General features: G+C 62.5%; 18 protein-coding genes. 11 read left to right on the top strand and 7 right to left on the bottom strand.

What is annotated here, in order from left to right; translation table 11 throughout:
• Positions 1–111: 111 nt before the first annotated feature.
• The 4 genes from MKK75_RS03830 to MKK75_RS03815 are packed head-to-tail and all read left to right on the top strand — an operon-like array spanning position 112 to position 2,617.
• Positions 112–981 (top strand): TIGR04255 family protein, encoded by an 870-nt coding sequence (locus MKK75_RS03830; protein ID WP_244041308.1) that lies wholly within the window; start codon positions 112–114, stop codon positions 979–981.
• Positions 978–1,526: a hypothetical protein gene (locus MKK75_RS03825; RefSeq protein WP_244041307.1), complete on the top strand. Its 549-nt coding sequence runs from the start codon at positions 978–980 to the stop codon at positions 1,524–1,526. The genes MKK75_RS03830 and MKK75_RS03825 overlap by 4 nt, the downstream gene beginning before the upstream one ends.
• Positions 1,527–1,537: 11 nt before the next feature.
• A complete protein-coding gene (locus tag MKK75_RS03820; protein ID WP_244041306.1) occupies positions 1,538–2,113 on the top strand; it encodes a hypothetical protein in 576 nt (191 codons plus the stop codon).
• Positions 2,114–2,131: 18 nt separating this feature from the next.
• Positions 2,132–2,617 (top strand): hypothetical protein, encoded by a 486-nt coding sequence (locus MKK75_RS03815; RefSeq protein WP_244041305.1) that lies wholly within the window; start codon positions 2,132–2,134, stop codon positions 2,615–2,617.
• Positions 2,618–3,246: 629 nt separating this feature from the next.
• Here the strand turns inward: MKK75_RS03815 and MKK75_RS03810 are convergent.
• Both MKK75_RS03810 and MKK75_RS03805 read right to left on the bottom strand, forming a co-directional pair.
• Complete coding sequence (locus tag MKK75_RS03810; RefSeq protein WP_244041304.1) at positions 3,247–3,654, bottom strand: hypothetical protein; 408 nt, start codon at positions 3,652–3,654, stop codon at positions 3,247–3,249.
• 728 nt (positions 3,655–4,382) lie between these two features.
• Positions 4,383–4,643 (bottom strand): hypothetical protein, encoded by a 261-nt coding sequence (locus tag MKK75_RS03805; protein WP_244041303.1) that lies wholly within the window; start codon positions 4,641–4,643, stop codon positions 4,383–4,385.
• Between the two features lie 222 nt (positions 4,644–4,865).
• Between MKK75_RS03805 and MKK75_RS03800 the strand changes: the two genes are divergently transcribed.
• Together MKK75_RS03800 and MKK75_RS03795 are read left to right on the top strand one after the other, a co-directional pair.
• Positions 4,866–5,321, top strand: coding sequence for a DUF6074 family protein (locus tag MKK75_RS03800; protein WP_244041302.1), 456 nt, complete (start codon positions 4,866–4,868; stop codon positions 5,319–5,321).
• Positions 5,322–5,637: 316 nt separating this feature from the next.
• On the top strand, positions 5,638–6,027 hold the full coding sequence (locus MKK75_RS03795) for a hypothetical protein (RefSeq protein WP_244041301.1): 390 nt from the start codon (positions 5,638–5,640) through the stop codon (positions 6,025–6,027).
• Between the two features lie 444 nt (positions 6,028–6,471).
• Here MKK75_RS03795 and MKK75_RS36290 read toward each other — a convergent pair whose 3' ends face one another.
• On the bottom strand, positions 6,472–6,750 hold the full coding sequence (locus MKK75_RS36290) for a PilZ domain-containing protein (RefSeq protein WP_409567514.1): 279 nt from the start codon (positions 6,748–6,750) through the stop codon (positions 6,472–6,474).
• A 666-nt stretch (positions 6,751–7,416) separates the two neighbouring features.
• Here MKK75_RS36290 and MKK75_RS03790 point away from each other — a divergent pair.
• The 5 genes from MKK75_RS03790 (at position 7,417) to MKK75_RS03770 (ending at position 9,733) form a co-directional block, all read left to right on the top strand.
• On the top strand, positions 7,417–7,662 hold the full coding sequence (locus MKK75_RS03790; RefSeq protein ID WP_244041300.1) for a hypothetical protein: 246 nt from the start codon (positions 7,417–7,419) through the stop codon (positions 7,660–7,662).
• Between the two features lie 31 nt (positions 7,663–7,693).
• Positions 7,694–8,053 (top strand): hypothetical protein, encoded by a 360-nt coding sequence (locus tag MKK75_RS03785; RefSeq protein WP_244041299.1) that lies wholly within the window; start codon positions 7,694–7,696, stop codon positions 8,051–8,053.
• A gap of 4 nt (positions 8,054–8,057) precedes the next feature.
• On the top strand, positions 8,058–8,315 hold the full coding sequence (locus MKK75_RS03780) for a hypothetical protein (protein ID WP_244041298.1): 258 nt from the start codon (positions 8,058–8,060) through the stop codon (positions 8,313–8,315).
• Positions 8,315–9,265 (top strand): hypothetical protein, encoded by a 951-nt coding sequence (locus tag MKK75_RS03775; RefSeq protein WP_244041297.1) that lies wholly within the window; start codon positions 8,315–8,317, stop codon positions 9,263–9,265. The genes MKK75_RS03780 and MKK75_RS03775 overlap by 1 nt, the downstream gene beginning before the upstream one ends.
• Before the next feature lie 135 nt (positions 9,266–9,400).
• The gene (locus MKK75_RS03770; protein ID WP_244041296.1) at positions 9,401–9,733 is read left to right on the top strand and encodes a hypothetical protein; all 333 of its coding nucleotides are present in this window, start codon (positions 9,401–9,403) and stop codon (positions 9,731–9,733) included.
• Positions 9,734–9,778: 45 nt separating this feature from the next.
• Here MKK75_RS03770 and MKK75_RS03765 read toward each other — a convergent pair whose 3' ends face one another.
• The 4 genes from MKK75_RS03765 to MKK75_RS03750 form a co-directional block, all read right to left on the bottom strand.
• Positions 9,779–9,955, bottom strand: a complete 177-nt coding sequence (locus MKK75_RS03765; protein WP_244041295.1) for a hypothetical protein — start codon at positions 9,953–9,955, stop codon at positions 9,779–9,781.
• Between the two features lie 101 nt (positions 9,956–10,056).
• Positions 10,057–11,376, bottom strand: coding sequence for an ABC transporter substrate-binding protein (locus tag MKK75_RS03760; RefSeq protein WP_244041294.1), 1,320 nt, complete (start codon positions 11,374–11,376; stop codon positions 10,057–10,059).
• A 528-nt stretch (positions 11,377–11,904) separates the two neighbouring features.
• Entirely contained in the window at positions 11,905–12,339 is a 435-nt protein-coding gene (locus tag MKK75_RS03755; protein ID WP_244041293.1) for a hypothetical protein, read from the bottom strand.
• 293 nt (positions 12,340–12,632) lie between these two features.
• Positions 12,633–12,944 (bottom strand): integrase core domain-containing protein (locus MKK75_RS03750; protein WP_244041292.1); only part of this gene is annotated, 312 nt, incomplete at its 5' end.

Raw genomic sequence — 12,944 nt, 5'->3', positions numbered from 1 at the left:
CGAGGATCAGGATCCACGCTCTTCCCAAAGCCCCAACAAGAGGGTTTAAGGCGCTGTCCACCGATTTTTGCTGGTATGCGCGCCGGGACTGAGCAGAGCTAGAAACCTTCGATGTCATCGCCCACGACCGTGACCCTGTTCCGGCCAATCCACGATGCTCACGCGATCTTGGAGGAGATGATCTTCTTTGAATTTTCGCCTGCTCTTGAAGAAGCAATGCCCGGCCTCATCTCCTTGAAAGACGAGCTGAAGACAGAATTTCCTGCGCATGAAATTTTGAACACACTCAAAGTACAATTTACTCAGCAAGAACAAAAACAGCCCGAACTATCAACACCTGAAATAAACAAAGCTGCTGGAATTCGCCTCAATAGGTTTGGCTCAGACGGTATCATTGACCAAAATATCCAAATTAATCAGGATTTGATCGGTATATTCTGCCGCAACTATTCGATATGGGATAAGATTTGGCCTGAGCAGAAATCCTATATCGCAAGAATATTCGCAAAAATTGTTGGAACCCAATCATTTTTGACGGGTATAGGAATGCGCTGGATTGATCAATTTATCTATATGGGTGACGACGCTTCATACAACGCTGAAGATTTACTGAAAACTTCGTCTCCATATCTTCACGGCCGAGCCTTCTCTTCGGGCGCGCGGTGGCACTGTCATACCGGCTGGTTCGATCCAGAGACCTACGCCGGCCGCGAAGTGCTGAACCAGCTGAACCTTGATGCAGGGCTCGTCAACGTCGATGGCAAGATGAGCACCGCGGTCACAGTGACCCACACGCAGATCCTGCGCGTGACGCAACAGCCAGACGAATTAGCCGCGTTCATGCCTCATAGAGGTGACGGCCTCGGCACGTTGTCCGGGTTGATGGACGCCTTACATGATGGCAACAAGCGCATCTTAGGTGATCTCCTGACCGACTCGATGTGCGAGCGGATCAGCCTGAGGTCGAGGCAAACAGCATGATTGCGGCACATCAGGCGACAGGAACGGCGGCACCGATCGGCCCTACGGTCGCCGGTGTATTCGCGCTCGACCGTCGCCTTGTGCCGGTCGTGGCCCTCTCTGCTTTTCTCACGACTACCCTGCCGGCGCTCGCGGACTTCGACACGCATCGATATGAAGACACCGCCCGTGAGACGCGGCCGCCTGTCGCCCCGCGTGAGGAGCCTGTGACCGTCAAGCGCATCCGCACGCTCGCGGTTTACGAGGCGGGCTGGGACGGTTCCGACAGCATCGGTCCTACCGTGGAGACAGTGAAGCAAGCTATTGCGTTTGCGCATGACTTGCACTCACTCGGCAACATTGCGCAGCCTTACATCAGCCTCGCGAGCGATGGCGAGATCAACTTCTATTGGGACACGCCGCAGCTGACGCTAGACCTCGGTTTCACTGGGACGGGCCGGTACTCGTACTATGGTCGGACGCCAGATGGTGTTGAGTTCGTCGAAGACGGAGCTGAGCTTGGGCAGCCCTTGCCAGCCGACTTGATCGCCGTCCTGCGCTCCTGAGCTGCATCTGCATGGATAGCGGCGGAGAGGCGTCTGAGCCCTTTGCGGCCGTTCCCCACGAGGAATGGCTTCTCCGGCTCAACTTCAATCCCGAGCATATCGACAACGGCAAGGTCGTAGCGTCGGCGGTGAGCCTCACTGACCTGAAGACGCGTGGCTACAGTATTGATCGAGAACGGCTTATTGATGTCACGATCATCGCACAGCGTGCGCGCGATCAAGCTGCGAACAAGCCAGAAAAACGGCAGGCGCCCTTCCTGTCTAAGTTCGAATGCGGGCCGGTGCGCGGCGAGGTTGATACGGACGGAAGGGCGGCCTTCTTGGTCGAAGCGTCACCTGTTGCTGGAAATGAGACGCAAAGAGCCAATCCGGCGCACGCCCACGTTAAAAGCGCGATCCACCGCGGCGATGCGGGGCTCCGACAACTTCGTATCCTGCTTCTACCTCACCTCCAGCGACTTATCGCGCTCGGAGATTATGTGCGAGGCGCTTTCAACGACGATAAGGTCACACCGGCGGCGGTCTCGACCCAAACGGATGGCGCAAACGATGTGGATCCCAGCCCGGATACCAATGCCGTAGGCTGAACCAACCGCCATTCAATTGTGACGCCTTACCTGCACGGGATCGGCGCCACGGTCGATCTGGTGCGCGAGCTGTGCAAGCGCGACCCGGCCATGGTGGTCGCGTTTGATCGGGCGATTGAGCGCCCGGCTGGCCGCCCACCGGAAACCTTGGATAATATACAAGGTTCGGCGCCCAAGGCCCCGACCGGCACTTCGATGCAGGCTGGCATCCGCCGCATCCGCAAGGCGGCCGAGGGTGGCAACGCCACGGCTGCGGCGGCGCTCGCCCGCGTTGAGGCGGGCGAGCAGTCGGTACACAGCGCCATGATCGGCCTGGGCGGGCGACAGCGCACCGTCACGCTGCCGGATGATGACCCGCCGCACGCGTCGATACAAACGGGGTTTGCTCGTAGGTTGCGCAACGGACCCAGATGGACACCGCGCGGATCGGCCGGCGCACGTCACCCGGCGCCGTGGCCGCCCTTGGCGTTGTCGGGTTGGGGTGTATCCGGCCGGTTGTCGTAGCCGCCACTCTCCGGCCCCACACCGTCATCCGGCTCTGGGCTGCCAGGCGAGTTCGGGCCACTGCTGCCAGACGCTGGATCGGGCTTCTTCACCTCACCGATCGGCCGGCCTGGCGGCACTGTCCCGAAAGCTTCGCGTGCCGCGTCTACATCCGAGCCCATGTTGGCCTCCCTTGAAGTTGTGGGAGGCCAAGGCGCGGGGTCTGATCGAAGTTCCCACCAGGACTTTTCGGCAGGAGCCTTAGTCCGTCAGCACGGCGACGAGCGAGAACGATGTAGCAAGTACGAACGTGCCTACGATGAGGGATGAGATGAGTAACATGGGAAGATTTGGGGGCTGAATGGCTATGCTTCCTCAATGTCTGAGGGCCACTCCCGGTTGCAACTTATGTGTGCATAGCCGCCCACCACTTGCGGCCCTTCTCGAACGTGGCTGTGATGCAGGGCTCGCCCCGGTATAGGCGCCTACCTTCGCGTCGGCCGCTCGGCCCCGCCCCGATCTGCTCACGGGGCGGGGGAGCGTCCGATCTCACCAGCGTGAGCCGAGCCGATACGCAACTTGGCCCAACAGCATCATGGCAGGGAAGCGGTTACGGGCGCGTGTACGGCGCCCGTATGCCGAGAGGAGGCTCAGTACCCGTAGTATCCATAGCCGTAGGGCCGGCGGTAGTAGCCGTAGGGGCCACCGTAGTAGCCCACCGGGGCGTAGCCGTAGCCATAGGGGTAGCCGTAGCCGTAGTAGCCGCCGGCCAGGCCGTAGCCGAGGGCAGCGCCTGTGGCCAAGCCGAGGCCCAGCCCGAGGCCGCCGTAGCCGTACCCACGGCCGTAGCCGTAGCCGTAGCGGCCATACCCCCCGCGGAAGCCGCCGTAGCCACCACGGAACCCACCGTAGCCACCGCGGAAGCCTGCGCCGCGGAACCCACCGCCGAAGCCGCCACCGTGGAAGCCACCGCCACCGAAGCCCCGCGCATCAGCGCCGGTCGGCACGAAGGCGAGCGCGGCCAGCACAGCCGTCGAGGCCAGAGCCAAGCGTTTCATCGGATCATCTCCTATCCAAGAAGTCTGATCCTAGAACTCGGCCATGGGCACCACGGATCCAGCTTCAGGACGTACAGGGTGCCGCAGATTTGTATCAACGTGTTGCTATATAGAAATAAAAGCCCGACTCAGGGGAGATGATCCTGAGCCGGGCGTATCTGTACCGAGCGATAAGGGGCGGTAGCGCTCGATACAGTTGCTAGATCAACCGGCTTTAAGGACTGTAGTTCCACCACCCGCGCGCCGAACTTTCGCCTGCTTACCGCGCGCGCGCCACGGCCCGGCGCAAGGCGATCTATCTGGAGCTGCACCCGGAAACCGCGCAGGGCGGGGATCGTACAGCAAGTCGCCTAGTTGGCGACTTGCCGGAGGTCGCTCGCTTCGCCGCCAAGACCGCGGCCGCCACCGGCCGGTCCGAGCGCGCGGTACAGCGGGACGCTGAACGCGGCGACAGCATCACGGACGGGCTCCGGCCACAGCAACTTCCTGCCGTGGATCAAAGCTGAGTTCTCGATGGGTGAGCGATCTGCTCGCCTGAGGTTTGGTCAAACGACAGCTTACAAGCTAATAGATGTATTTAAGGTCTTCGGTCGCGAAAGTTTCCACAATGTGGAAACTTTGCCGAAGTCCGTCCTCTACGCCTTCATCACCCTCAACGCCCGAACCAATCCGGGTGGAGTTCATGCGTGAGGCCGAGGCAGCCGGCGGCGCCATGGCCGCAGCTGGCGTCAGTCCACCCCGCAATCCAGCAGATCTTGCCTGCGCTGCTCGAAGGTCTCCCGGGCCTCGTCCTGCCAGCTGACTTCCGGCGGATCCCGATCGGCCTGAACAGGGTGCTGACCTGGCGGGTAGACGCTGCGCGGATCGGTGGCCAGAGCGCCCGTCGTTTCCGGATCCTGATCGCAATCCCGGGCCGGCAGATCGACCTGGGCGAGCGCAGGCCCTGCGCAAACGACCATGGCCGCGGCGAGGGCGAGCAACCTTCTCATGGGGGTGTTCCTGATACGCACACGTGCCGCACCCGCGGCCTGAAAGGGGTCGTGCCGGGGGCTTAATGCCAGGCTTTCAGCATCGGCCACGTACGCGTGGGCGGGTCAGCCATGCGTGCCCACAGAACCCGGGCTCAACCCTTTGATCGGGCGTCGATAGCGGGGTCTTGGCAGGCGGCCCGAGAGGAATCACAAGTCCGGTAGCAGTGGAGCTCCACCACAATGCCTGACACCAACCCGCCAGACCTGTTCGCCGCCGCCGGCATCACCCTCGACACCGAGTTCGTGCGGACTGCCCCCAAGCGCCCCCGAAAACCCAAGCCGCCCACGCCGGCCGAGCGGGCGGCTGCGGGACGCCTGGAAGGCGCCCGCCGCCTACGGCCGACCCAGGCGCCAGGTCAGCGTGCTCGCGTCGGGCCGCCGCGCGATTTGGCCCCCGCACCGGTGATGGCCTTCCCGCTCGCCCGTAACGCCCGCGTGGTCGCCGAGTTGATTGAGAGGCTACAGGCGGACAAGGCCGGCAATCTGGATGCAGCGTACGATCGAGAGACGCGCAACCTCGAAAAAAGGCTTGTGCGCCGAGGACTACACAAGCAATCTGCCCGCCGATGTGCTATGGATGTTGTGCACGCAGCATACAGTAAAACTGTAAGCTCCCAGCGGGAGAGGCAGGAGTGATATGATATCAGCCCCAAAACGGGGCGACTGCGTTACACCGGAACGAGAAAGGGCCCCCCGGTTCCAGCCAGAAGGCCCCTTAAATTTCTCTACACCCATTCCGGTATATAGCGCATCTCGTCCCAACGACCAAGAGCAAACAACAACTGGTTCAGCCTATGGTCGGGATGGCTCCAAGCTCATCCAGAACCCAGGTCAGTTGAAGAAGGTCATCCGGCGAGTGGTAGACCTGATCTGGCTTCGATATGGGCACGCTGGATGCCCGGCGCGGCATGCTTCAGATCTGTACCGCATAGTTGCAGCATGTGAAGCGAAGATGGCGCTTGACCCGACCTTCGTGCCGGACCTGCACGGCTGGTCGGACCGTCACCTACGAACGATGTCACCTCTGGATAAGGCGCGCGTCCGCCACGAGCTTCTGGAGTACCCTGTCGAACTCACCCAGCGCTGGATTGGCGAACAGGTGGGTCTGACCGACGCCGAGCGGGACGCGATCAAGTTCTACGATGCCGAAGCGATCGACATGAGCGAGGCGGCTCGCGTCGCGAAGAAGAAGGGCAAGCGGGCGACGCAGGCTCAGCAGCGGCGTGAGTTGAAGGACGGGGCGACCCCCCGGACCCGGTGCCGTGCCCGCTTACGCGAGCAGAACCCGGAGATCTCTACGACAACGTGGTATCGTCAGAACCCAGGTGAGCCACGGGCCTGACGCACTCGGATGCCCCTCGATGTGGGAATTTTCGTAACATCGAGGGGGCCCACCGAGTGCCCGAAAAGCGGGAATTTTCGTAGCTTCGCCTTATAGCGCCAACGCTTGAGACCGGGCTTCCCCATACACCCCCGGCCGCCGGCGTGAGGCGGACGAGGCGGGCGCCCGGCGCCTGCCCTCGGCCACCTCACGACCACCCGCCCCGGTTCTGGCAGCTCATACGGGAGTCTAACCCACGCGGAACTCACGCACCAACGCGTACGGATCTCACAAGCACCGCCGGGATCTCACACCCGCGCGGCGGGCATCTCACGTTTTCCGGCCCGAAACTCACACGGGCGCCTCACGCGGTAGGCTGTGAGACGCGACGCGCTCCCCCTATGAGGGGGGCGGTCCCGCCTCACAGCCTTCATCGCCGCGCCTGATGATAGGCGAGCTGCCACGTCATCCTGGCAGAACATCCGGCACAGCTCGGGGCACCACAAAAGCGACGCCGACCGTATTAGTCCGCCTCCACACTATGCGAGCGGTTTGCTGCGTCCCATCCCGACCAATCCGCAGTCCGAACACTCGGGGAATATCTGTACCCGGAGCGAACGCTATACAGGCCCCGTGCGCCGACATGTTGACGATGACGCAGGGCGTTTCGTCTGCCACCTTGGCGAAGACGGCACCGCCCGGCAGAGCTGTCTTGGCACGGTACTTTGCGCGGCGTTCGAGCACGGTGACTTCCTAAAGGTAGGGCATTCTGGAGCAAGCTATTGAACGTCCGGGCTTAAGGCTTGCCCAATAGAGTAGATGACTGTTTCCTTATCAGGATTGGCTGAGCGCTTTACCCCATCGCTCTACCCAGGACCAGCACGGCGCTGCCAGCGGCTGGGCCACGTGTTCTGGACCACACACCCGGCCGGCACCCCAATCACCACAAAGCCCCAGATTTACCCCGTGGCGGCTGTTCCTGGAAACCGCCATTGGACGGCGGCCAAAGCCACGGCGCCTGCCAGCGGCCCGCTAATGGTAATGGCGGGGCGTTTTGGGATGGGAGGCTTAAGGGACCGTACAACGGCGCGAGATGCCGCGCCGAATGCGCAGCCCCCCTTTTGCGCGTTTTTGGCCCCAGCAAAACGCCACTTTCGTTTCGTGCCAAATCTAGTATTTTCAGGTACTTGGCACCGGTTTCGAGCAGGCCTGATGCGTGGGCAGAGGGCAGCTTCGTGGTCCGTAGATCGGACTGCCGGACGCGCCGTCTGGGCACACGGCCGCCCGATGTGCCCCTTGCCGGTCAGACCTGTGGATAACTCCCCAATTTTTCGGCCCACAGCGGCATACAAGCCACGGAAAAGACAAGAGAAATCGGCTATTCTGCAGCCTGGTTGATGGACACCCAGAATGGGCGCCGACGTTATCCGACTCCCCGGCCCCGCCGGACCCCGCACGCCGCCTGAGATCGAGGCGGCGATGCGCACCCATGTGGAGGCGCTGAAGGCGCTGGCGCTGGAGCTTGCCGCAGCGCAGGGGTACGATCCCGCTACCGTGCGGCAGCGCGCGGATCAGCCGGACGAGGTCCTCTCCCTGCAGCGGGCCGCCCATGCCATCGGGTGTCCGGCATCGTTCGCGAAGCCGTCGAGGACGTGATCGCCCGCAGCAGCCGCTCAAGGATCCGGTAATGGCCCACGACACCGATGAGGGCGCGGCGCGCGCATGGTACGAGAAAGGGTTGGCCGAAGGCCGGAAGCAGGCCGCCTATGAGCAGGGTCTTGCCGCCGGCCGATCAGGTCAGCAACCTGAAGCAACAGCACCGCCGTCCTCCCCGGGTTATGTGGCTACGATGTCGGCCCTCGCCCAGGCCGGCGTTCCGGTCGGTCACCAGGGCACGTCGAGCCTGACCACGGCCGCCGGTGCGGCTCCGGCACCCGCGGCGGTCGGCGCCAGCGAAGTGATCGACTGGGATGCGATCGCCGCCAAGTCCAACACCAAGGACGGGCTGCGCCGCAACGAGGTGACCGGTATTTGGGGGCGCAAGTAGCGCCATGATCGATGCCCCCCTAGCCCACTTCTACGTGCACGTGGGCGATATCCGCACACAGACGCCAAAAGGTCGTGCAGAGACGGAAGCGAAGGCTGAAAAACGCGGCGCTGAGATCGAACGGAAGCGCATTCTAGCGATCATTACCGCCCCCGAGGCGCAGTATCGCTTTAAAACTGCGTTACATATTGCGCTAAAGACCAATATGAACGTTGAAGAAGCCCGCGAAATACTGAAATATATCGGTTTAGGGACGGCGTGATGTCGAAGATGTTAAAGGAGTTGATGGCTATTGCGCAACGCGAGGATGCCACATCTGCTGAACTGGTCCCGGCCTTGCCCCTGGCCGAGGCCGAGCTTCGGGCCGCATACCTGGCGCAGCAGGAAGCCGAGCAGGCATACACGGATAACCTGCTGAACCCGGATGATACGGTTCTGCCCCGCCTCATGGACGCGCGCCGTGCTGCCGGGATGCGGGCGGATCGCGTGAAGGCGGTGCGGACCGCCTTGCAGGGCCGCCTTGCGGCAGTCCAGGAAGCCGACCGGCGCACCGAGGTGGATCAGCTCCATGTCCGCGCGGACGAGGCGGCCGAGGCATACCGGAACGCCGTGTCCGTGGATCTGCCGCTCGTGATTGAGGCCGTGCGCGGCATGCTGCGCCTCGGGGCCGAGGCCGAGATTGCAAGAAAGGCTGCCATGGAGGCCGACCCGACCCGCGCCCCGCGGCAGTCCATCGATGCATTCCGCGCGTCGCCCGATCGCCCCAGGAAGGAACTGAGCAAGGCTCGCGAGTTAGAATTGTGGGTCCGGCCGAACGGCGACCACCTCGTCGAGGACCTGCAGGCCGATGTCCGCCTATCGAGTGATGGCACAGGATTTCTCCTGACCGGATCCGGTTCGACCCGCTTCAACCACCGGCGCAAGTTCCGCCGGGTCGAAGTCCTTGATGCCGAGTTCGGCCGAGCCGCGGAGCCGCTTACCAAGGTGCTCTCCGTTCCCGGCCTGGGCACGCTCGACAATCCCGGTTGGCGGCCGCTGGAACGGTCCGACCCACATGCGATCCTGACAGCCCTCGATCGCCTTGAACGGCAGGTTGTGCCCGAGGGCGACACCCGCCAGCCGCGGGTGGAGTACCAGCCGATTGGCAATCTGATCGAAGTCGGCCGCGCCAACAGCGTCATAGAGGATCTCGCGAACCGTCGAGCGTCCTGATCAAGTTTCCGGGACACGCGGGGGTACTAGCCAGACGTGTCGGCAGCCAACATGAACAACGATAGTACGTCTCCGGCCCCGCGAATGGTCTGCACCGGTCAAGATGTGCATGGCTGCAAATATTAAGAGGATGTTATGGACATAATAATCTCTGTCCTTGGCCGCGCAGCGGTGGCCGATCCCTTCGCTGTACTTGGTAGTCAGACCGTCCAGCTGACCGGCGACACATTGGCCGTGACGCCGGACGTACCCGCCGAGGCAGCCGGACAGGAGCTGCACGTGCGCGTCTACAGTGCGCTGAACGTGAACCTCGTGATCGGCGCGTTTCTCGATGAAGCGGCCCGGCCCGCCGACGCCGAGCGGGTGATCGCGTGCAAGTACTCAGTCACGGCCGGCAAGCCCTGCGAGGCACCCCTCCCCATCGTCGGTGGTAGTCTCATCCTGGCCAAGCGTCACGTCGAGATCTGATTGCCCACCGGCACCCAGCCGTCGCAACGCGCGTCCGTTACTCGCTCACCTAAAGCGATCGCGCAGCGCCCGGTCGAGCCGATCAACAACCTCAATGGCCCGGTCGCGCTCCAATCGCTCGCTTCGCTCGCGCCCCTTGATACGGTCCCGAGCCTTGCCATCCTTCTGCTTCGCAGACGGCCCCTCGCTTCGATCCCTGCGCTGGTCTTCGTCACCCGACATACGCAACTCCTCGATACGCAACGTTCGGACACTTCGCGCTGCCTTGAGAAGAACTGGCCCGAGCGACCGCGATTGCTCACCCCCTGGTGCGCCCTCGACCGCTACTGCAAGCCGACGGCGACGAACTTGCCGTTCTCGTCTAGTTGTGTTCCCCAGATCATGTGTGACGCTTGGTGCTCACTCTGATCAAATTTTAGCGGTGTCCCAAGACCCAGGTCGAAGCTTCCGAGTTCTTCGAGCGCATCAGCCATCCGGCCCCCATCGACTTTTACCCCTGGCGTCACCGCGATCCGCCGTACCGCCTCGATCACGAGCTTGGCGTTGATGTAGGCCTCAAGCGATACGTAGTCCGGCTGCTCGCCGGGAAAGTACTTTGCCAATAGGGTTTTGAAGTTCAACACGACTTTCGAATAACCGCCGACCGCTGGCGCCACCTGTGTGACCAGTACACCAGCGCCAAGTTTTGGCCCGGCCATGGTGAGTTCCTCAGCTAGTGCTGTAGCGCCTACAGCCGACACGTCGGTGTAGATCATCTCTGGATAAGACGGCCGGGTCAGCTTGATGAACTCGGCGGCCGGCCGATACAACGCCACCATGACGACCGCCTTGGGTTTAGGCTTGCGCGCCCGCAATGCAGCGACGGCACTGGCTACATCGATTGTGTTGCGCTTGTAGGTGAGCTTCAGGGGTGGCGGCTCATAATGTCCCTGGATCGCGCGCAGCGCTTTGACGACGCCGTCGTAGCCCGCCTCTCCAAACGGATCGTCCTGCGCAAACACTACGATTTCGCGCGGCTTCAGTCCACGTACGTTCATGAGGTAGCGCACAACCGCTTCCGTCTCCTCGGCGTAGCTCGGCCGATAGTTGAACACGTAGCGGTCGGGCGGGACGGAGCGCACTAGGTTCGAGCCGGTGTAAGCGCCGAAGAACAGCAGCTTGTGGTCCAGTACCCAGGGCAGCACGGCGGCGGCCGTGGGGGTGCCGAAGTTGCCGATGAAGCCGACGACGCCATCCTGCTCGGCCAGACGCTGCACGAGGGCGGGCGTACGCGCGGGTTCGTAGCCGTCGTCCGCCGTGAAGAGCTTAAGCCGGTAGGCACCGATCCCGCCGCCGTCGTTAGCAGCGTTGAAGGCGGTCTCGATGCCGATCGCAAGTTGGCGGCCAAACTCTTTGTTGGCACCGGAAAACGGGGCGATCAGGCCAAACCGTACTTCGCTTTTCTCGGCGGAGGCGCGTCCGTAGGCCTCGCGATGGTCAGCTTCGCTGGGCTGGCGGGTTTGCGAGCTTGGCACCTCGGGGCCTGGCGCAAACCGCCCGGTCCCAGGTTGCTGCGCCTGTGCGCTCGTAGCCGCAGCGATGCAGGCCGCCGCAACCAGCTTGAGCATGAGCCGCCCAGGGTATGGAGCGATCGCGATCAACATGTGGGTTCCCTGCGCTCATGCGTCGGTGAATAGACTTCGAGGTATTTCTCGCTCTTTTCCGGCGCAGATGACACCATCCGCACAAGGTGAACGTGGCAGCGAAGCCACCGAGCACGACGGCGCCGAGCAGCAGCGGCAAATTGAAATCTCACACCGACCTTAAGCTGACGGCGTGCAGGTTAGCGAACTTGGCAAGTGTTTCCGGCACATAAGATGCCTTCCGATGGTTGCGACGACGCGCTAGAACATTGCTAGAAATATCTATTTCACCGCTCGGTTGCAGATAAAGAGATACATACTCATCCTGATCCTTATTGATCTGTCCAAATATGGCAAAAAATAAGCGTAAAAACTTGTTATCCTCAGGATAATATTCACTTCATAGAATTTGGCGTTGTTAATTTATTCTATAAAACATGGGCAAACAAACATACGCTCAATCATGGATCATCGGCGACCGGCAATGAACCGGGCCGCCGCAAAGCGGTCCCGGCTGGAAAGCGCTACGATGTGCAGCCGGCGGTAGCCCTACGGTACGATGCAAGTTTTGGTGGTGACGATCTTCCGCCAACCCCAGGGCGTGAGGCCGACGCTGCGGGTCACGTGGCAGCCCGGGCCGTAGCCCACCGGCACGGCCGCCCGGTAGACCGGATAGGGTCGCCCGATCACTACCGTGCGGGGTCCACGCCAGACGGGATAGGGCCGACCGACGACTATGGTGCGACCGCCGCGCCAGCCACCGCCGTGCCATCCCGGGCCGCCCCAGGCGTGATGTCCGCCACCATGCGGGTGCCAACCACCGTGATGCCCCCCGTGGTGGCCGCCATGGTATCCACCCCCATGGTAATGCCCGCCCCCGTGGTGGCCGCCGTGTCCGTGCCCATGGGCGAAGGCAGGCGAGGCTGCGGTAAGCGTCAAGGCGAAGCCGGCGGCTGCGGCCGCGGCGGGGATGCGAAGAGCCATGATCCGTCTCCTATCCGGCCGGCCGGTGTGGCTGGTCGTGCGGGTTACGGTGCGCACCAATCGGAGCACGCTGGCTGAACAGACCAGTTAGCATTCGTTCAGTTTGATGGTCTCTGGGGCGATAACCTGAAGTGCAATCTGCTGCAAACCAGTCTGAACCATCTACATTACATCTTGGACATTAACGAGGACGTGATGACCGCTAGCCCAACCTGGCCTGCCCCCATGCGGTGGCCCAGGTTTGAAGTTAGTGCATCGTCGGTTTGGAGTTGACCCCGTTTGTGGTCCACGGCCTATGCAAGTTCTCGGGCTGTGACAGCTTGGTCGGCGAAGGCTCGGGGCGTCAAGCCGCCCAGTGACGTGTGGGGTCGATCTTCGTTGTAGTGGCACCGCCATGCCTCGATACGCTCGCGGGCATCGGCCAGCGGCAGGAACCACGAGGCGTTCAGGCATTCCGCTCGGAGGCGGCCGTTGAACGACTCGATATAGGCGTTGTCGGTCGGCCTGCCCGGTCGCGAGAAGTCGATCTCGGCCCCGTTCAGGTAGGCCCATTGGTCGAGCATGCGCCCGGCGAACTCTGGCCCGTTGTCGACCCGCAGGCTCTT

The organism is Methylobacterium sp. J-030 (genome assembly GCF_022829545.1).
GTDB lineage: Bacteria > Pseudomonadota > Alphaproteobacteria > Rhizobiales > Beijerinckiaceae > Methylobacterium.
The sequence above is the reverse complement of the archived record's forward strand: the minus strand, read 5'-3'. Positions and strand labels throughout refer to the sequence as shown.